Here is an 18,646-nt window from a genome sequence, read left to right on the forward strand (position 1 = left end):
CCAAAACAGGTTCAAAGGAAGGTCCTTTCCTTTGTGTGCCTATCATAACATACCCCCCCCGGTGTCAAGACCCAATTTTCAATTTTTCCATTTTTTCTTTATTTTCTTTAGTTTGAAATTTCTAACTTTGGGGCAGGGGATTCGGAGGCAGCAAAAAAGCGCACGCTTTCGCGTGCGCTTTTTGTGTTGTGAAGAGTCGATCTCACCGGCCGTCCCTGGGGGCAGGACCGTCGTCGGCCAGGGTGAAGCCGCGGCCGTGCACCTCGCTGGCTTCGCTGACCACCATGAAACAGGCCGGGTCGATGGCATGGACCAGCCGTTCCAGGCGGGGCAGCTCCCGGCTGGAGATCACCGTCATCAGAAGCTGGCAGGGCTGGCGCAGATATCCGCCCTCCCCTTGCAGCAGGGTGACCCCCCGGTCCACCTCGGACAGGATCATCGACCGCAGTTCGTCGGTGTGGGCGCTGATGATCTTGACCTCCACCCGATGCCGGCCCATCAGGATCACCTTATCCAGCACGACGGTGTAGACGAACACCAGGACGATGCCGTACAGCACCTGTTCCTTGGGGCTGGACACCGCCTGGGCCAGCAGGATCATCAGATCCATCACGCTCATGGTAATCGGCACCGGCAGCCGGAAATATTTTTGCAGCACCAGGGGCGGGATATCCATACCGCCGGTGGAGCCGCCTACCCGGATCACCATACCCAGGGCCGTGCCAATGCCCACCCCGGCAAACAGCGCGCAGAGCAGCAGATCCTGGGTCAGGACATAGCCCGCCAGCAGCCGCTCCCACAGCGCCAGGGTCAGGGGGGACAAAAAGCTGCTGGCCAGCGTGGACAGGGCAAAACGCCGTCCCAGCAGCGCCCAGCCCACCAGCAGCATGGCCACATTGATGACCAGCATCACACCGGACACCGGCAGCCCGGCCAGCCGGTTGACGGCCAGTGCAATGCCGGTGGCCCCGCCGGTGATCAGGCCCGACGGCTCCAGAAAGACTGCCACCACCAAAGAGTAAAGCGCATTGCCCCCCAGCAGAGCCAGGGCGGTCAGGGCCAGACGGACTTTTTCACTGCGGCAGATCATAAGGCACCTCCTTCCGGGCGTATCCGAAAACGCCATCTGCGGCGCCCATGCGCCCTGCATCCGGCACGTTTGGGCGAAGGTCTCAGACGTTTGCCTTCTCAGATACACCCCAGAGCAGCATGCCCGGCAGCAGGCCGCCGGATGCCGCTCGCGAATAAAAAAGCCCCGCGCCCGCCAAAAGCAGGCGCGGGGTTCGGTATACATCGTTCAGCCCGGGCGGGACAGGCTGTGCCTCTTATTGTAGCAAAAAAGCCGGGGCGGGTCAAGGTGTCAGACTTTCAGCTCCTGCTCCCCCAGCACGTCGGAGGTAGGGGTGTCAAAGGTGGGGATGTTGGCATAGGGATCGGGGGTGTCGTCGGCCGGCAGGCTCTTCATGTATTCGTCCATCGCTACCGCCACATCCTTGGCCATGGCCACCGCTTCCACCACGGTGCGGGCGCCCTTCACCGCGTCGCCGCCCGCAAACACGCCGGGACGGGTGGTGCGGCCGTCGTGGTCCACCGTCAGCAGGCCCTTCTGGTTGGTGTCGATGCCGGTGGTGGTCTGGATCAGGCTGGACTCCGACCCCTGGCTGACCGAGATGATGACGCCGGTATGGGGGTAGAACCGTTCGCTGCCCTCCACCTGCACAAAGCGGCCGTCCTCCTGCTTGGCGGTGTCCTTGCAGATCAGGCCGTCGGGGCGGATCTCCACCGGCGCCTTGCAGAACCGGAAGCCCACGCCCTCCAGCTTGGCATAGCTGACCTCATAGGCCGATGCGCTGATGCAGCTCTCATCCCGGCGGGCATAGCAGGTGACGTGCCGGGCGCCGTTGCGGATGGCCGTGCGGGCGCAGTCCATGGCCGAGTTGCCTACCCCGATGACGGCAATGTTGTCTCCCAGCCGGAACGCCTTGCTGTTGGCCAGGTAGTCGATGCCGAACACCGCGTTGCCCAGGCTCTCGCCCTTGATGTGCATGGCGTTGGCTTTCCACAGGCCGGCGCCGATGAACACGCTCTTGTAGCCGTCCCGGAACAGGTCGTCGATGGTCAATGTGCGGCCGATCTCGGTATTGGTGCGCACCTTGATGTCCTTCAGCTCCAGATGGCGGTACTGGAAGTCATCCAGCACACTGTCGGGCAGACGGTAGTTGGGGATGCCGTAGCGCATCACCCCGCCGATCTTGTCCCGGGCCTCAAAGATGGTGATGTCATAGCCCCAGCGGGCCAGCAGCACCGCAATGGTCAGGCCCGCCGGCCCCGACCCGATGATTGCCGCCCGCATCCCGTTTTTGGGCGCCGGGCCCGCCACCATTTTGTTGGCGTAGGTGGTGGAGATATAATTTTCGATCACCGAGAAGTGCACCGGGTCATGGCTGGGCATACGGTTGCGGATGCAGTGGCCCTCGCACTGCTTTTCGTGGTCGCAGACCAGACTGCACACGGTGGTCAGGGGGTTGTTCTCAAACAGCATCCGGCCGGCCTTGTCCATCTCGCCGGCCTTCAGCAGGCGGACCACCTCCGGGATGTTGGTGCGGATGGGGCAGCCCTCCTGACACATGGGCTTTTTGCAGCCAAGGCAGCGGTTGGCCTCGTCCAGAACATGAAGTGCCATTGTGCATTCCTCCTTGATGCGGCGCTGGCTGGCGCCGGCGTGGGCACGCGCGGGCGCGCGTTGTATCCAAGCTTCTTCTATTTTTATAATACACCCATCCGCCTGCCGGTGCAATGACAAATCCACCGATTTTCAGCACTGGTTTTTGGAGTTTTTGCCAGAGCGCGTCCGGATGCCGGGCCTTTTTGCTCCCGCACAAGGCTGTATGTTGTAGACGCAGGCCGCCGGTGGTATACTGGATCTGAGAATGCGAGCCTGCTGCGCGATTGGCCCAAAATCGTCCGATGCAGCGCAGCAGGTGGAGCTTTTGGGCAGAATGGAGCCGTAGGGCGGAGTTTTCACAGACGCCTTACACCGTCCGGGCAGGCCGCATCCCGTCCCGGGCCGGAAAGGAGGATCTTCTATGTGTACCAGCATTGCCATGCAGCAGGGCGGCGGTTACTTCGGCCGCAACCTGGATCTGGAATATTCTTTTGGGGAGCAGGTGGTGGTCACGCCGCGGCGGTATCCGCTGCGGTTCCACCGGCAGCCCGCCATGGAGCACCATCTGGCCCTCATCGGGATGGCCAACGTAACCCAGGGCTGTCCCCTCTACGCCGAAGCCATGAACGAAAAGGGGCTGTATATGGCGGGGCTGAACTTCCCGGGCAACGCCTGGTATGACCCCGACCCACCCGCAGACTGCGACGCCGTAGCCCCCTACGAGCTGATCCCCTGGGTGCTGGGCAGCTGCGCCACCCTGGAACAGGCCAGGGCCCGGCTGGCCCGGTTCCGGCCTTTGGGCGTCCCCTTTGCCCCGGGGCTGCCCCTGTCCCCGCTCCACTGGCACATTGCCGACCCGACCGGGGCTCTGGTGCTGGAGGCCACCCGGGAAGGGGTCTTTCTCTACGACGATCCGGTAGGGGTGCTGACCAACAACCCGCCCTTCCCCTTCCATCAGGCCAACCTCTGCCAATACCAGGGGCTCAGCCCCCGGCCTGCGGAAAACCGGATGGCTCCCGGGCTGTCCCTTCCCCCCTTTGGCCAGGGGATGGGCGCGGTGGGCCTGCCCGGCGACTTTTCCCCCGCCTCCCGCTATGTCAAGGCGGCCTTTCTCAAGCTGAACAGCCCCGACCCCGGGTCGGAGGAGGAACGGGTGGTCCAGTTCTTCCATCTGCTGGAGGGGGTGGCCATGGTGCGGGGCAGCGTGGTGACCCCGGAAGGCCGGGAGGATATCACCACCTACTCCTGCTGCATCAGCGCCGGCGCCGGCGTATACTACTACAAGACCTATGGGAACAGCCGCATCACCGCGGTGCGGCTGGCCGGCGCCGGCCTGGACGGCGACGCCCTGACTCTCTATCCCCTGCAAAACGCCCCTGATATCCGGTTTGAAAACTGACGGCCGGAGTGCAAAAACAGGCAGACGCACCAAAATGCGTCTGCCTGTTTTGTATTGTTGCGGCTCATTACAGCAGCAGGGGGCACAGCACGGCGGTCAGGATGCCCGCGAACACCAAAGACAGGCTGCTGACTGCCTCGCAGGTCTGGCTGAACTCGGCGGCCTTGGCGGTGCCGATGACATGGGCCGAGGTACCGAAGGCCGCGCCCTGGGCCGCAGGCCAGGTCAGGCGCAGCAGCCTGCACAGCCAGGGGCCAAAGATGCTGCCCAGGATGCCGGTGAGGATGATGGCCGCGGTGGTGATGGCGGGCTCGCCGCCGGCGGCCTGGCTGACCACGATCCCCATGGCGGTGGTGATGCTTTTGGGCAGCAGGGAGGCGGTGAGCACCGCATCCAGGCGGCACAGACGGGCCATGACCCAGACAAAGCCCAGGCTGACCAGCGTGCCCGCTCCCACTCCCGCCAAAATGGCGGGCAGGTCATGGCGCAGCCGGCTGAACTGGGCGTGCAGCGGGATGGCCAGACAGACGGTGGCGGGGGTCAGCAGCCAGGAAAAGACCTCGCAGTGCTGCTGGTACACCTGGTTAGGCACGCCGGCCGCAGCCAGGACCGCCCCCGTCAGCACCGCCGCCACCAGGATGGGGTTGAACAGGGCCACACCGGTCTTTTGCTGGAACAGCCGTCCCAGCTCATAGGCCCCGAAGGTCAGGAGGATGGCGAACAGCGCCGACCCCGAAAAGAACTCACCCATCGAGACCCTCCTTTCGGCTGCGGTCGGCCCGGTCCAGCAGGCGCTGGGTGACCCAGCCGCTGACCCCGAACACCACCAGGGTGGAAGCCAGGATGATGGCCAGCACGACGGGCCACACCCGGGCCAGCATGGGCCAGCTGTCGATGAGGCCCACCGCCGGCGCGATGAACAGCAGGGGCATCAGTCCCAGCATGAACTGTCCGCACTGCTGCACCGAGTCCAGCCGGAGTTTGCCGCTCTCCAGGGCAACGAACAGGAGCACCAGCCCCCACACCGCCGCAGGCACCGGCAGCGGAACCCAGGCGTGCAAAGCCTCCCCTGCCAGGGTAAAGCCGATGATCCACAAAAACTGCCGCAAATAACGCACAACAGATCCCTTCTTTTTTCACAATATCCTGCCAGGCGGCCCCATGCGGGCCGCACAGCGGTTATTGTATCACAGCCCGCCGGAGGGCACAATGTGCAAACCGCCCCATATTCTTCCCCCAACACCCCCCAAAACTGGGGAGACAAAAAAACAGCCCCGTTTCCGGGGCTGTCCTCTATCGAAACTCCTGCGCAGGGGAGAGGATGTGTAGTCTGTCCGCCGCCCGGCGATTGCCTGGCATGGGCGGGGGAACAGTAGGATGTCGGAGCCGCCGCCTGAGGCTCCCGCGGAGCGGTGCGGCGGTAGGGTTTCCGGGAGCTGCCTGCAACAGCAGTCCGCATAGGAGGGGGAAGTCTGTTCGCTCCCCCGACTGCACCCTTAGTATACTGCACATTTGTGGCAGCTTTTTGTGGACTTTTTGAACAGTTTGCAAACATCCGTCCTTAGCGGACCTGGTAGAACTCTTTGGCGATGTCGGCCGAGCGCTTGGCATCTTTGGCATACCAGTCGGCGCCGATCTGCATGGCGTAGCTCTCGGTCAGCACCGCGCCCCCCACCATCACCTTGCAGTCCAGACCCGCCCGATGGAGGGCGGCGATGGTGTCGGCCATGCTCTGGAGGGTGGTGGTCATCAGGGCGGACAGGCCCACCAGTCTGGCGCCGGTGCGGCGCACCGCGTCCACCACGGTCTCGGGCGGCACGTCCCGCCCCAGATCCAGCACATCGAAGCCGTAATTCTCCAAAATCACCTTGACGATGTTCTTGCCGATGTCGTGGACATCCCCCTTGACGGTGGCCAGCACGATCTTGCCCTTGCTCTGACCGGGGGTCCCCTGCTTTGCCACCGCCGCCTTGATCTCCTCAAACGCAGCCTGGGCCGCGCTGGCCGACTGCAGCAGCTGCGGCAGGAACAACGTGCCCTTTTCGTACCGGGCGCCCACCGTATCCAGGGCGGGGATCAGGGCGTGGTCCACCAGGTCCAGCGGGGCGCAGCTGTCCAGCAGGGCCCGGGTGTGGGCCCCGGCCTCCCCTTTCAGCCCCTGCTCCACCGCCCGGATCAGCGGACCATACGGCCCTTCCGGCTGGTCCGGGGCTTCCCGGGACGGCAGGGCGGCAGGCTGGGCAGCCGCCGGCATGGCCCGCCCCGCGTACCGGGCGATATACCGGGCGCTCTGGGGGTCACGGCAGGTCAGTACATCGTATGCATACACTGCCCCCATCATTTCCTCGCTGGCGGGGTTCATGATGGCCAGATCCAGCCCGGCGTACATGGCCATGGTCAGGAAGGTGGTGTTCAGATAGGGGCGGCAGGGCAGCCCAAAGCTGATGTTGGACACCCCCAGCACCGTGCGCACCCCCAGCTCCTGCTTGCAGGCGGCCAGGGCCTCCAGGGTGGCCAGGACGTCCTCCTGCTGGGCGCTGGCGGTGAGGGTCAGGCAGTCGATGTAGATATCCTCCCGGGGGATGCCGGCATCCAGGGCGGCGTCCCGGATGCGGCGTGCAATGGCCACACGGCCCGCCGCCGTCTTGGGGATGCCCTGTTCGTCCATGGTCAGGCCCACCACAGCCGCGCCGTACTTTTTGCACAGGGGCAGCAGCCGGTCCAGCACCGCCTGTTCCCCGTTGACCGAGTTGACGATGGGCTTGCCGTTGCAGACCCGCAGGCCCCGGGCCAGGGCCTCGGGGTTGGAGGAGTCCAGCTGCAAGGGCAGGGACACCACGCTTTGCAGGGCCTTGACCACCCGTTCCATCATGGCGGGCTCATCCACGCCCGGGGCGCCCACATTGACGTCCAGCACGGCGGCCCCGGCCTCGGCCTGGCTGATGCCCTGGGCCAGCACATAGTCCACGTCTCCTTCCCGCAGGGCCTGCTGGAACCGCTTTTTGCCGGTGGGGTTGATCCGCTCACCCACCACCGTGATGCCGTCCACTTCCACCCGCTGCACCGGGCTGCACAGCACCGATGCCATGGGATGGGCAGGCCGTCCGGTGAGGCAGCCGTCAAAGACCTTGTGCAGCGCCCGGATGAAGTCGGGGGTGGTGCCGCAGCAGCCGCCCGCCGCAAACAGGCCCAGGTCCCGGTAGGGCATCATCTGGTGGGCGAACAACTGGGGGGTGATGTCGTAGCCGCTGCCGTCCGCGCGGGGCAGGCCCGCGTTGGGCTTGATAAAGACCGGGTAGTCCCCCGGCACCGCCTGGCAGAGGGTCCGGGCCATGGGGCAGATCTCCTTGGGGCCCAGGCTGCAGTTGATGCCAAGGCCGTCCGCCCCCAACCCCCGGGCCGTGGCCGCAAAGCTGCCCACCGTGCACCCGGTAAAGGTGCGGCCCCCTGCCTCAAAGCTCATGCTGGCCAGCACCGGCAGGCTGCTGTTCTCCTTGCAGGCCAGCAGGGCGGCTTTCAGCTCATACAGGTCGGTGAAGGTCTCCAGCAGCACCAGATCGGCCCCGGCGGCCTCCCCCGCCCGCACGATCCGGGCAAAGGCGTCCACCGCTTCCTCAAAGGGGAGGGTGCCGGCGGGCTCCAGCAGCTCCCCCAGAGGGCCTATGTCCAGGGCCACCAGGGCGCCATGGGGCGCGGCGGCCTGCCGGGCGCACTGGATGCCCGCCTGAACCGTCTGCTCCACTGTATAGCCGCTGCCCGCCAGTTTGTGGGCCGACGCGCCAAAGGTGTTGGCGCAGAGGATGCGGCTGCCCGCCTCCGCATACGCGTGATGGATGGACTGGATCAGGGCCGGGTCCTCGATGTTCAGCGCCTCGGGCTTGGCCCCCAGGGGCAGGCCCGCCGCTTGCAGCATGGTGCCCATGGCACCGTCCAGCAGGATGGTCTGATGGGTGCGCAGGATCTCTCTAGCTTTCACAGCTCTCGCCTCTCTTTCGGTATTCGCATTTGTCCCGCAGCGCGCAGTGGGCGCAGCCGGCCCTCTGCCCGGACACCGGCGCACGGCCGGCCCCCAGCACAGCCGTCACGCTCTTGCGGGGCAGCATCAGAAACGTATCGGTGACGTACAGGCCGATCCGGCGCGGGGTATCCAGGACAGCCGCCAGCCGGGGCTGCACCGCGATGGGCCAGTCCCCATACCCCGGCGAATACCGCCCGGTGAGGTACAGCCCCTGGCTTTGGGCCTCAGCCCGTAGCCGGGCTTCGGCCTCGTCGCACACCTGCTCGGCAAGGGCGCTGGCCAATGCGTCCGTGGCGGCCTGGGCGGCCACGTCCCCCACCCCGGCCCGGCGGATCTGGGCGTCCACCCCCGCCCCCAGGGTCACCGCCAGCAGCACCGCCTGGGTGCAGCCGGCCAGGTGGCGCTGCACGTCCTGTCCCTGCCACAGGAACGCAAGGGCCTCCTTGTCCCCCTGCAGGTACACCCCCCGGGGGTCGGCCGCCGCCAAAAGCGGCGGGGCCCATCGTTCCAGCAGGGCCAGGGTGGCCGCGTCCGGCTCCCCTCTGGCCCCAAGATACCGCGCCGCCTGGGCCAGGTCGATCCGGCCGGGCAGCGCCAGATGCAGCACACGGCTGGCCGGTGCAGGCATATGCAGCGCCCCTTTCTGTATGGTCGTTGCTTTATTGTAGCACACTGCATCCCCAAAGAAAAGTACACGATGCGTCCAGCCGCCCGCGGCCCGAAACTCCTTTTGACAATTTGGCTGCTTTGTTCAGGTTTTGCCCCTTTGGCGGTCACAAAAGATTATCAATTCGCTCCCGGGGATTGTAACCGCAAACACAACATGATATAATAGCTTCGCATTGGTGAAAAGCACGGATTGCAACAACATATATGGAGGTAATTCTACATGAAGCGCGCTTTTTCTTTTGTGCTGTGCGGCGCCCTGGCCCTGAATCTGGCGGCCTGCGGCGGCAGCCAGTCCACTGCCGGCAGCGCGGCCGGCAGCACCGCTGCTGAGACCCTGACCGGCACCGCCGAGGGCTTTGGCGGCGACGTCACCGCCACCCTGACGGTGGAGAACGGCACCATCACCGCCTGCACCCTGACCGGCGACGGCGAGACCCCCGAGATCGGCGGCGCTGCCCTGGAGGAGCTGCAGCAGCAGGTCGTGGACGCAGGCGGCTATGAGATCGACGGCGTCAGCGGCGCCACCGTCACCAGCAACGCGGTCCGCCAGGCTGTGGCCCAGGCCCTGGGTGAGGAGATCCAGGAGGAGGCCGCCAGCTCTACCGCTGCCCCCGAACCGGCAGCTCCTGCTGAGAACGTCCAGATCGAGGGCGGCCTGCAGATCGGCCAGTCCTACACTGCCGCCCATGGCGACAGCTGCTTCACCGAGGCTGTGGCCGTGGTGAAGGATGACGTGATCGTGGCTGCTTATCTGGACGAGTTCCAGTTCTTTGCCAGCGATGCAGGCATCACCCCTGTGCCCAACAGCGACGGCGGCTTCGGCGAGAACTACGCCGACGGCATGGTGCTGGGTTCCAAGCGTGTGAACGCTGACTACTACAGCGACCTGATGGCTTCCCACGCCGGCGCCACCACCCGCATCGACGACAACTACGACGCCATCCAGAACTATGTGGTGGGCAAGACCATCGACGAGATCGACGCTGCCGCCAGCGACGAGAACGCCGTGGATCTGGTGAGCGGCGCCACCCTGGCCGACACCGCCGGCTACCTGAAGGCCATCGCCGAGGCTGCCCGCAACGCCCAGCAGAACCAGGCCGTGGAGTTCAACGGCGATTCCAGCCAGCTGCAGCTGAACGTGGCCTATGCCGCTGCTCACGGTGACAAGTGCTTCACCACCGCCGCTGCCCTGACCGACGGCGAGAACATCATCCTGAGCTACATCGATGACTTCCAGTTCATCAGCTCGGATGAGGATGTCACCGGCGTGCCCAACAGCGACGCAGGCTTTGGCGAGAACTACGCCGACGGCGTGGTGCTGTGCTCCAAGCGTGTGAACACCGAGTATTACAGCGCCAATATGTCCTCCAAGGGCGGCGCTACCGTCACCATCGACGGCAACTTCGACGCCATCCAGAACCACCTGAACGGCATGAGCATCGCGGATGCCACCGCCCTGGCCGACCAGGAGAACCCCGTCGACTCCATCTCGGGCGCTACTCTGGTGGACACCGCCGGCTACATCCACGCTGTCCTGACCGCCGCCGGCGAGTAATCCCCCCTGCGGTTTTGACCCAGCTTTAGAACCAATCACCCCCCTGCTCTCTAGGGAGCAGGGGGTTTTTGCGTGCCGCCTTATGTGACCGGTTCACATTGACAAACGGTGTCCACATCTGTTATATTTTTTGTATAAACCGCACAAGCTTTTCGGCCTGTGCAGCAGCCAGCGCCGTCCCCCCGGCATACCCCTTGCCGGGGGCGCGGCGTCAATTCAAGCCAAAGGAGGAGTGAAGCCATGCGTTACGTCTGCCCCATCTGCGGCTACATCTACGATGAAGCCATCGAGGGGACGCCCTTTGACAGCCTGCCCGACAGCTGGTCCTGCCCGCTTTGCGGCGCGCCCAAGCTGATGTTCGGGCCGGAAGAAGCGCCCCAGCCCGCCCAGGACATCCAGCCCGCGCCGGCACTGGAGGAGGACGACTTGCAGCTTCTGCCTGCCGGGGCCTTGTCCGCCCTGTGCTCCAACCTGGCCCGGGGCTGCGAGAAACAATACAAAGACGAGGAGGCCGCCCTGTTCCGCCAGATCGCAGATTACTTTGCGCAGGCGGCGCCCGCCCTGTCCGACGCGGACCAGGCGCTGCTGGCCGGTATGCTCCAGGAGGACCTGGAACAGGGTTACCCGGCGGTCCATGCCGCCGCCCGGGACCATGCCGACCGGGGCACCCAACGGGTCTGTGTCTGGGGCGAGAAGGTGACCCAGATGCTCTACGCCCTGCTGGGCCGCTACCAGCGGGAGGGGGAAGCCTTTTTGGAGGGCACCCAGGTGTGGGTATGCTCGGTGTGCGGCTTCATCTACATCGGCGACGCGCCCCCCGAGCTGTGCCCCGTATGCAAAGTGCCCGCCTGGAAATTTGACAAGATGGAAGGGAGGCGGCCCGCATGATGAAGAAGATCGCCGTGCGCAACCTGCGCCTGTGCACCAAGGACTGCCTGTGCCTGTACGTCTGCCCCACCGGCGCGTCCGACACCGAGGACAGCATCATCGACACTTCCAAGTGTGTGGGCTGCGGCACCTGTGCCGCTGCCTGTCCCAGCGGGGCCATCTCGATGGTGCCCGTGACCTATCCGCCCCAGCAGAAGAAAGCCGAGGACGTACTGGCCCTCTCCCGCAGACTGGCCGCCCAAAAGGCCCGGGAGGAAAAGGCCGCCCTCCAGCTGGCCGACGCCGCTCCGTCCGAGGGCCTGCGCCGGCTGATGGCCGCTGCCGCCCGTTCGATGCGGCTGGTCAATGAGGACCTGCTGCGGGAGTCGGGCTATATGCTGCCCCAGAGCGGCAATACCCACGCCCTGCTGCAGAGCTGGGCCGATGACCCGCCCGGCCCCGGCTTCCCGGTGGACGCTGTCCGGCGCCTGCTGGAACTTCTTCCCAACAACGAAGGCTCCGACGCCTGACCTTTCCCCGCCCTGCGGCCCTGCTGCGGAGCGGGGATTTTTTGCCCGGCGGCAGACAGCGCCGCAGGGCATGGAGGCAGAAACGGCGGCCCGGTCCGGCCCATTCACGTTTGGTTCACATTTTTTATCTTTCCATACGGGCGAAAATATGGTAAAATGCAACTGGAACGTATCCCGGCCATCCGGGAGAGTGGGGAGCCCGCGTGCCGGCGCGCCGGCCGCCCGGGCAAGGTATATGCCGCCCCTGCATGGGGCACGTGTTAAAGAGTAGGAGAAGAAGCACTATGGTTCGTATTACAATGGAAGACGGCGGTGTGATCGATATCCAGCTTGACAAGCAGGCTGCGCCGATCACCTGCGAAAACTTTGAAAAGCTGGTCAAGTCCGGCTTTTACGACGGGCTGACCTTCCACCGGGTGATCCCCGGCTTTATGATCCAGGGCGGCTGCCCGCTGGGCAACGGCACCGGCGGCCCCGGCTGGAAGATCAAGGGCGAATTCGCCTCCAACGGCGTCAACAACCCCATCCGCCATGTGCGCGGCGTGATCAGCATGGCCCGCGCCGCCGATCCCAACAGCGCCGGCAGCCAGTTCTTCATCATGCACAAGGATGCCCCCCACCTGGACGGCCAGTACGCCGCCTTCGGCCATGTGGTGTCCGGCATGGATGTGGTGGACAAGATCGCATCGGTCCGCACCGACTGGAACGACAAGCCCGCAACCCCCGTCCGCATCAAGAGCGCCGTCCTCATCGAGGACTGAGAAGCCCCGTCCCGCCCCCGTTTCCCCTTGAGGGATGCGGGGGTTTTTGTTTGCCGGGCCTCGCACGGCAATGAATATAATCGCATTGTATGCATTTATGATTGCATAAAAATACAAATTGCCTCAAAACGGCGGCCAAAACGAGAAAAGGTTTGTCGTTTTTCTGCATTGACGCTGGAGCCTGGGCGGATATAATAGGGACAGACGCGCAAAACGCGGCGGTCCGCGCCATCTGGGGCGCGGCAGAAAGTGTGTGAAACCTGCCAAAGAACGCAAAAAGGAGCGAGCAGCAATGAAGAAAAAGGAAGACATCAAGAAGGTCGTTCTGGCCTATTCCGGCGGTCTGGATACATCCATCATCATCCCCTGGCTGAAGGAGAACTACAACAACTGTGAGGTCATCGCCGTGTCGGGCGACGTGGGCCAGGGCACCGAGCTGGACGGCCTGGAGGAGAAAGCCAAAAAGACCGGCGCTTCCAAGCTGTATGTGCTGGACCTGAAGAAAGACTTTGTGGAGAACTACATCTTCCCCACCCTGAAGTTCGGCGCCAAGTACGAGGATTACCTGCTGGGCACCTCCTTTGCACGGCCCTGCATCGCCAAGGCCCTGGCCGACATCGCCATCCAGGAGGGCGCCGACGCCATCTGCCACGGCTGCACCGGCAAGGGCAACGACCAGGTCCGCTTTGAGCTGACCCTCAAGGCCTTCTGCCCCGACATGGCCATCATCGCTCCCTGGCGTGAGTGGAACATCAAGAGCCGCGACGAGGAGATCGATTACGCCGAGGCCCACAACATCCCCCTGAAGATCAACCGGGAGACCAACTACTCCAAGGATAAGAACATCTGGCATCTGTCCCACGAGGGCCTGGACCTGGAGAACCCCGCCAACGAGCCCCAGTACAACAAGCCCGGCTTCCTGGAGCTGGGGGTCAGCCCCGAGCAGGCCCCCGACCAGCCCACCTATGTGACCATCCACTTCGAGAAGGGCATCCCCACCGCCGTGGACGGCAAAGAGATGGGCGCCGTGGAACTGGTGGAATACCTCAACCAGGTGGGCGGCGCCAATGGCATCGGCCTGCTGGACATCGTCGAGAACCGGCTGGTGGGCATGAAGAGCCGCGGCGTCTATGAGACGCCCGGCGGCGCCATCCTCTACAAGGCCATCGACGTGCTGGAGACCATCACTCTGGACAAGGAGAGCGCCCACTTCAAGGCGCAGCTGGCCCAGAAGTACGCCGATATCGTCTACAACGGCCAGTGGTTCACCCCCCTGCGCCAGGCCCTGGACGCCTTTGCCGACAGCCTGGAGCAGACCGTCACCGGCGACGTCAAGCTCAAGCTGTACAAGGGCAACATGATCAACGCCGGCGTCACTTCCCCTTACAGCCTCTACGATGAGCAGACCGCCTCCTTTGGCGAGGACGAGGATTACAACCAGGCCGATGCTGCAGGCTTCATCAACCTGTTCGGCCTGTCCATCAAAGAGCGGGCCAAGCTGTCCAAGAACTGGCCCAAAGACTGATCGATACGCTTTCCTCCCCTCTGCCCGTTCCACACTTTCCGGGCAGAGGCAACTCCGGCAGCGATGCCGGCGGCACCGCCGCAGGACGTGCATTTCCTGCGGCGGCTTTGCCGTTATTGGGACCGGCTGCGCCTGCCGTCCCCATCTGTTTTGAAAGGAGCCGACCATGGCTGAACAACTCTGGAAAGGCCGCTTTTCCAAGGCGGTGGACTCCCGCGTGAACGATTTCAACTCCTCCATCCGGTTCGACCAGCGGATGATCGCCCAGGACATGAAGGGCAGCGGCGTCCATGCCGCCATGCTGGCCCGGCAGGGGATCATCTCGGAAGAAGATTGCAGGGCCATCCTGGACGGGCTGGCCTCGATCGCCGACGACCTGGCCGCAGGCCGGCTGGAGATCGACCCCGCCGCCGAGGATGTGCACACCTTTGTGGAGCAGACCCTCACCGCCCGCATCGGGGATGCAGGCAAGCGGCTGCACACCGGCCGCAGCCGCAATGACCAGGTGGCCCTGGACATCCGGCTGACGTTGCGGGATGAGAGCATCCGTCTGCAGGGGCTGATCGCCGCCCTGGTGCGGGTCATCTGCAAAAAGGCCGGCGAGAACACCGCCTCGGTGATGCCGGGCTATACCCACCTGCAGCGGGCCCAGCCGGTCACCTTCGGCCACGCTCTGATGGCCTATGCCTGGATGCTGCTGCGGGATCTGGGCCGTTTTGCCGACGCCACCCGCCGGATGAACAGCCAGTGCCCTCTGGGCTCGGGCGCCCTGGCGGGCACCACCTATCCTCTGGACCGGGCCTTCACCGCCCAGAAGCTGGGCTTTGAGGCGCCCTGCCCCAACAGCATGGACGGCGTGTCCGACCGGGATTTCTGCATCGAGCTGGCCTCGGCCATCGCGACCTGCATGATGCACCTGTCCCGCCTGTCGGAGGAGATCATCCTCTGGTGCAGCTGGGAGTTCAAGTTCATCGAGCTGGACGACGCATTCACCACCGGCTCCTCCATCATGCCCCAGAAGAAAAACCCCGACGTCACCGAGCTGATCCGGGGCAAGACCGGCCGGGTGTACGGCGATCTGAACACCCTGCTGGTCATGATGAAGGGCCTGCCCCTGGCTTACAACAAGGATATGCAGGAGGACAAGGAGGCCATCTTTGACGCGGTGGATACGCTGTCCCTCTGCCTGACCACCATCACCCCCATGCTGGACACCATGCGCACCCTGCCGGCCAATATGCGCCGGGCGGCGGCGGCCGGCTTCATCAACGCCACCGACTGCGCCGACTACCTGACCCGCAAGGGGATGCCCTTCCGGGACGCCTACAAGCTGACCGGCCAGATGGTGGCCGACTGCATCGCCCAGGGCACCGTGCTGGAGGAGCTGACGCTGGAGCAGTTCCGGCAGTACAGCCCCCTGTTTGAGCAGGACATCTACCAGGCGGTGGACCTGGTCAACTGCTGCGAGGGCCGCACCAGCTACGGCGGCCCCAGCGCCGCCAGCGTCCGCCTCCAGATCCAGCAGGCCCAGCAGGCCCTGGAAGCATGGGAGGAGGGACAGGCATGAGCTACAAGGTGTTCATCGACGGTTCGTCAGGCACCACCGGACTGCGCATCGCGGACCGTCTGGCCGGACGGCCCGAGCTGGAGCTGCTGTCCATCCCCGAGGAGAGCCGCAAGGACCTGCACAAGCGGGCCGAAACCATCAACGCCGCCGACCTGGCGTTCCTGTGCCTGCCCGACGCCGCCTCCAAAGAGGTGATCCCCCTGGTGGAGCCTCACGTCAGGGTGCTGGACACCTCCACCGCCTTCCGCACCGCGCCGGGGTGGGTATACGGCTTCCCCGAGCTGCACGGCCAGCGGGAAAAAATCCGGCAGGCAAACCGTGTGGCGGTGCCCGGGTGCCATGCGTCCGGCTTCATCTGCCTGGCGCGCCCTCTGGTGGAACTGGGCCTGGCGCCGGCGGACTATCCCTTCACCTGCCACAGCCTGACCGGTTATTCGGGCGGGGGCAAGAAGATGATCGCCGAATACCAGGACCCCGGCCGCCCCGCCCTTTACAGCACACCCCGGGCCTACGGCCTGACTTTGCACCACAAGCACCTGCCCGAAATGCAGGCGGTGTCGGGTCTGACGGCCGCGCCGGTGTTCTGCCCCATCGTGGATGACTACTATGCCGGCATGGAGGTCACCGTCCCCATGCGGATGGAGCTTCTGCCCGGCGTGACGCCCCAGGCGGTGGCCCAGGCCCTGGCCGATTACTATGCAGGGGAGGCGCTGTTCACCGTCCATCCCCTGGGGGAGACGCCCGCGGACGGGATGCTGGCCGCCGGAGCCATGCAGGGCACCGACCGGGTCCAGATCTACTGCACCGCCAGCCCCGACGGCAGCCAGATGCTGCTGATCTCCCTGTTCGATAACCTCGGCAAGGGGTCCTCGGGGGCGGCGGTCCAGTGCATGAACATCCTGCTGGGCCTGCCCGAGACGGCCGGGCTGGAATAAAGCCCGCAAGATATAAGGAGGAACAGTCTATGCAGTATCAGGAGGTTGCGGGAGGCATCTGCGCCCCCGCAGGGTTTGCGGCATCCGGGGTGCACTGCGGCATCCGGGCCAACCGCACCAAATACGACCTGGCCCTCATCAAGGCCGACGTGCGCTGCGCGGCGGCGGGGGTCTACACCACCAACAAGGTCTGCGGCGCCCCCATCAAGGTGGACCGCGCCCACCTGGCCGACGGCTACGCCCAGGCCATCCTGGTCAACAGCGGCAACGCCAACACCTGCGCCGCCAACGGGGTAGAGCTGGCCGAGGCCTGCTGCCAGCTGACCGGGCAGGCTCTGGGCATCCCCGCCGGGGACGTGCTGCCCGCCTCCACCGGCGTCATCGGCCAGCCCATGACCATCGATCCCTTTGCGGCGGGCATCCCGGCGGCGGCGGCCAAACTGGCCCACACCGCCCAGGGCAGCGCCGACGCGGCCACCGCCATCATGACCACCGATACCTGCCAGAAGGAGTACGCCATCCGGTTCCAGCTGGGGGGCAAGAGCTGCACCCTGGGCGCCATCGGCAAGGGCAGCGGCATGATCGCCCCCAACATGGCCACCATGCTGGCTTTCTACACCACCGACGCGGCGGTCAGCCCGGCCATGCTCCAGAAGGCCCTGCGCCAGGTGGTGCCCGGCACCTACAACCAGATGAGCGTAGACCTGGACACCTCCACCAACGACACCCTGCTCATCATGGCCTCGGGTCTGGCAGGCAATCCCTGCATCCAGTCCGAAGGCCCCGATTACGACGCCTTCGTGGAGGCCCTCACCGCCATTGCGGAGCATATGTGCGCCCTCCATGCCGGGGACGGCGAAGGGGCCACCCACCTCATCACCTGCCAGGTGACCGGCGCGCCCGACCTCAAGACGGCCCGGGCGGTGTCCCGCAGCGTGGTGTGCTCCAACCTGTTCAAGGCGGCCGTGTTCGGCCGGGACGCCAACTGGGGCCGCATCCTCTGCGCCATCGGCTATACGCCGGGGGATTTCTCCATCGATAAGGTGTGCGTCTGGCTGTCCAGCGCCGCCGGCGAGGTGTATGTCTGCGAGAATGCAGCCTACCACCCTTACAGCGAGGAAGAGGCCGCCCGGGTGCTGGCAGAGCGCGACATCCTGGTGCGAGTGGACATGGGCCTGGGGGACGCCGCTGCCAAGGCATGGGGCTGCGACCTGACCTATGACTATGTGAAGATCAACGGTGATTACAGGACCTGATACAGCAGGCGGCGGGAAAGAAAGCATATGAAAAACGAGCAAATGGCCCTCCTGTTTTCGGAGGCGACACCTTACATCCAGAAATACCATGGCAAGACCATGGTCATCAAATACGGCGGCAACGCCATGATCAACGAGACGCTGAAGGACGCGGTGATGAACGACCTGGTCACCCTCACGTTGCTGGGGGTACGGGTGGTGCTGGTCCACGGCGGCGGCCCTGCCATCAACGATATGCTCAAAAAGGTGGGGGTCCAGAGCCGCTTTGTGGACGGCCTGCGGGTGACCGACCAGGCCACCATGGAGATCGTGCAGCAGGTGCTGGCCGGCAAGGTCAACAAGGACCTGGTGTCCAAGCTGCGGGGCCGGGGGGTCGGCCTGTGCGGGATGGACGGCCAGATGCTGCGCTGCGCCGAGATGGACAGCCGTCTGGGCTATGTGGGAGAGGTGACCCATGTGGACACCACCCTGATCCGCAGCCTGCTGGACGGCGGCTACATCCCGGTGATCGCCACGGTGGGGATGGACGACCTGGGCCAGCCCTACAACATCAACGCCGACACGGCGGCGGCCCAGATCGCCATTGCCCTCCAGGCCGAAAAGCTGGTGTCCATGACCGACATCGCCGGCCTGCTGCGGGACAAGGACGACGAGAGCACCCTCATCCCCGAGGTGGAGGTGAGCGAGATCGAAGGGTACAAGGCTGCGGGCATCATCGCCGGCGGCATGATCCCCAAGATCGGCGGCATGGCCGACGCCATCTACCAGGGCGTCCATGAGGCGGTCATCATCGACGGCCGGGTTCCCCACACTGTGCTGCTGGAGCTGTTCTCCAACCGTGGCTCGGGCACCCGCTTCTACCGCCGCAGCCATCGCGAATAACAATGCCAGGGAGGCAT

16 protein-coding genes are annotated in these 18,646 nt (G+C 65.0%); 10 read left to right on the forward strand and 6 right to left on the reverse strand.

Annotated elements, in window-relative coordinates; genetic code table 11:
• Positions 1 to 202 precede the first annotated feature (202 nt).
• Positions 203 to 1,090 carry a YitT family protein gene (locus tag B5G12_RS09255; RefSeq protein WP_087232808.1) on the reverse strand — a complete coding sequence of 296 codons (888 nt, stop codon included), beginning with the start codon at positions 1,088 to 1,090 and terminating at the stop codon, positions 203 to 205.
• Between the two features lie 270 nt (positions 1,091 to 1,360).
• Complete coding sequence (locus B5G12_RS09260; RefSeq protein WP_087324709.1) at positions 1,361 to 2,683, reverse strand: NAD(P)-dependent oxidoreductase; 1,323 nt, start codon at positions 2,681 to 2,683, stop codon at positions 1,361 to 1,363.
• Between the two features lie 403 nt (positions 2,684 to 3,086).
• Here B5G12_RS09260 and bsh point away from each other — a divergent pair, with 403 nt between their 5' ends.
• The gene (gene bsh, locus B5G12_RS09265; RefSeq protein WP_087324710.1) at positions 3,087 to 4,064 is read left to right on the forward strand and encodes a choloylglycine hydrolase; all 978 of its coding nucleotides are present in this window, start codon (positions 3,087 to 3,089) and stop codon (positions 4,062 to 4,064) included.
• Positions 4,065 to 4,131: 67 nt separating this feature from the next.
• Here bsh and B5G12_RS09270 read toward each other — a convergent pair whose 3' ends face one another.
• The 4 genes from B5G12_RS09270 to B5G12_RS09285 form a co-directional block, all read right to left on the reverse strand.
• Positions 4,132 to 4,815: an LrgB family protein gene (locus tag B5G12_RS09270; protein WP_087324711.1), complete on the reverse strand. Its 684-nt coding sequence runs from the start codon at positions 4,813 to 4,815 to the stop codon at positions 4,132 to 4,134.
• Positions 4,808 to 5,182, reverse strand: a complete 375-nt coding sequence (locus tag B5G12_RS09275; RefSeq protein ID WP_087232796.1) for a CidA/LrgA family protein — start codon at positions 5,180 to 5,182, stop codon at positions 4,808 to 4,810. Before B5G12_RS09275 ends, B5G12_RS09270 begins: the two co-directional genes overlap by 8 nt.
• 443 nt (positions 5,183 to 5,625) lie before the next feature.
• Entirely contained in the window at positions 5,626 to 7,986 is a 2,361-nt protein-coding gene (locus B5G12_RS09280) for a homocysteine S-methyltransferase family protein (protein WP_087324749.1), read from the reverse strand.
• 43 nt (positions 7,987 to 8,029) lie between these two features.
• A complete protein-coding gene (locus tag B5G12_RS09285; protein ID WP_087232792.1) occupies positions 8,030 to 8,710 on the reverse strand; it encodes a vitamin B12 dependent-methionine synthase activation domain-containing protein in 681 nt (226 codons plus the stop codon).
• A 261-nt stretch (positions 8,711 to 8,971) separates the two neighbouring features.
• Between B5G12_RS09285 and B5G12_RS09290 the strand changes: the two genes are divergently transcribed.
• The 9 genes from B5G12_RS09290 (at position 8,972) to argB (ending at position 18,629) form a co-directional block, all read left to right on the forward strand.
• Complete coding sequence (locus B5G12_RS09290) at positions 8,972 to 10,306, forward strand: FMN-binding protein (RefSeq protein ID WP_087232789.1); 1,335 nt, start codon at positions 8,972 to 8,974, stop codon at positions 10,304 to 10,306.
• Between the two features lie 240 nt (positions 10,307 to 10,546).
• Positions 10,547 to 11,194 carry a rubredoxin-like domain-containing protein gene (locus B5G12_RS09295; RefSeq protein ID WP_087324712.1) on the forward strand — a complete coding sequence of 216 codons (648 nt, stop codon included), beginning with the start codon at positions 10,547 to 10,549 and terminating at the stop codon, positions 11,192 to 11,194.
• Entirely contained in the window at positions 11,191 to 11,703 is a 513-nt protein-coding gene (locus tag B5G12_RS09300) for a DUF362 domain-containing protein (protein WP_242955996.1), read from the forward strand. The genes B5G12_RS09295 and B5G12_RS09300 overlap by 4 nt, the downstream gene beginning before the upstream one ends.
• 284 nt (positions 11,704 to 11,987) lie before the next feature.
• A complete protein-coding gene (locus B5G12_RS09305) occupies positions 11,988 to 12,464 on the forward strand; it encodes a peptidylprolyl isomerase (protein ID WP_087232782.1) in 477 nt (158 codons plus the stop codon).
• Positions 12,465 to 12,756: 292 nt separating this feature from the next.
• Positions 12,757 to 13,989 carry an argininosuccinate synthase gene (locus B5G12_RS09310; protein WP_087324713.1) on the forward strand — a complete coding sequence of 411 codons (1,233 nt, stop codon included), beginning with the start codon at positions 12,757 to 12,759 and terminating at the stop codon, positions 13,987 to 13,989.
• 166 nt (positions 13,990 to 14,155) lie between these two features.
• Positions 14,156 to 15,556 (forward strand): argininosuccinate lyase, encoded by a 1,401-nt coding sequence (argH, locus tag B5G12_RS09315; protein WP_087324714.1) that lies wholly within the window; start codon positions 14,156 to 14,158, stop codon positions 15,554 to 15,556.
• The gene (argC, locus tag B5G12_RS09320; RefSeq protein WP_087324715.1) at positions 15,553 to 16,491 is read left to right on the forward strand and encodes an N-acetyl-gamma-glutamyl-phosphate reductase; all 939 of its coding nucleotides are present in this window, start codon (positions 15,553 to 15,555) and stop codon (positions 16,489 to 16,491) included. The genes argH and argC overlap by 4 nt, the downstream gene beginning before the upstream one ends.
• 29 nt (positions 16,492 to 16,520) lie before the next feature.
• On the forward strand, positions 16,521 to 17,747 hold the full coding sequence (argJ, locus tag B5G12_RS09325; RefSeq protein WP_087232768.1) for a bifunctional glutamate N-acetyltransferase/amino-acid acetyltransferase ArgJ: 1,227 nt from the start codon (positions 16,521 to 16,523) through the stop codon (positions 17,745 to 17,747).
• 27 nt (positions 17,748 to 17,774) lie between these two features.
• Positions 17,775 to 18,629: an acetylglutamate kinase gene (argB, locus tag B5G12_RS09330; protein WP_087232765.1), complete on the forward strand. Its 855-nt coding sequence runs from the start codon at positions 17,775 to 17,777 to the stop codon at positions 18,627 to 18,629.
• The last annotated feature ends 17 nt before the right edge of the window (positions 18,630 to 18,646 follow it).

It is taken from the genome of Faecalibacterium sp. An58 (assembly GCF_002161515.1).
In the GTDB taxonomy this organism is placed as follows: domain Bacteria; phylum Bacillota; class Clostridia; order Oscillospirales; family Ruminococcaceae; genus Faecalibacterium; species Faecalibacterium avium.

What these genes read in the sequence shown, in the direction of transcription:
- B5G12_RS09270 (WP_087324711.1), bottom strand. Translation starts at nt 4,815, where the DNA reads ATGGGTGAGTTCTTTTCGGGGTCGGCGCTGTTCGCCATCCTCCTGACC.
- argC (WP_087324715.1), top strand. Translation starts at nt 15,553, where the DNA reads ATGAGCTACAAGGTGTTCATCGACGGTTCGTCAGGCACCACCGGACTG.
- B5G12_RS09260 (WP_087324709.1), bottom strand. Translation starts at nt 2,683, where the DNA reads ATGGCACTTCATGTTCTGGACGAGGCCAACCGCTGCCTTGGCTGCAAA.
- argH (WP_087324714.1), top strand. Translation starts at nt 14,156, where the DNA reads ATGGCTGAACAACTCTGGAAAGGCCGCTTTTCCAAGGCGGTGGACTCC.
- B5G12_RS09300 (WP_242955996.1), top strand. Translation starts at nt 11,191, where the DNA reads ATGATGAAGAAGATCGCCGTGCGCAACCTGCGCCTGTGCACCAAGGAC.
- B5G12_RS09280 (WP_087324749.1), bottom strand. Translation starts at nt 7,986, where the DNA reads ATGGGCACCATGCTGCAAGCGGCGGGCCTGCCCCTGGGGGCCAAGCCC.
- argB (WP_087232765.1), top strand. Translation starts at nt 17,775, where the DNA reads ATGAAAAACGAGCAAATGGCCCTCCTGTTTTCGGAGGCGACACCTTAC.
- B5G12_RS09305 (WP_087232782.1), top strand. Translation starts at nt 11,988, where the DNA reads ATGGTTCGTATTACAATGGAAGACGGCGGTGTGATCGATATCCAGCTT.
- bsh (WP_087324710.1), top strand. Translation starts at nt 3,087, where the DNA reads ATGTGTACCAGCATTGCCATGCAGCAGGGCGGCGGTTACTTCGGCCGC.
- argJ (WP_087232768.1), top strand. Translation starts at nt 16,521, where the DNA reads ATGCAGTATCAGGAGGTTGCGGGAGGCATCTGCGCCCCCGCAGGGTTT.
- B5G12_RS09295 (WP_087324712.1), top strand. Translation starts at nt 10,547, where the DNA reads ATGCGTTACGTCTGCCCCATCTGCGGCTACATCTACGATGAAGCCATC.
- B5G12_RS09285 (WP_087232792.1), bottom strand. Translation starts at nt 8,710, where the DNA reads ATGCCTGCACCGGCCAGCCGTGTGCTGCATCTGGCGCTGCCCGGCCGG.
- B5G12_RS09290 (WP_087232789.1), top strand. Translation starts at nt 8,972, where the DNA reads ATGAAGCGCGCTTTTTCTTTTGTGCTGTGCGGCGCCCTGGCCCTGAAT.
- B5G12_RS09310 (WP_087324713.1), top strand. Translation starts at nt 12,757, where the DNA reads ATGAAGAAAAAGGAAGACATCAAGAAGGTCGTTCTGGCCTATTCCGGC.
- B5G12_RS09255 (WP_087232808.1), bottom strand. Translation starts at nt 1,090, where the DNA reads ATGATCTGCCGCAGTGAAAAAGTCCGTCTGGCCCTGACCGCCCTGGCT.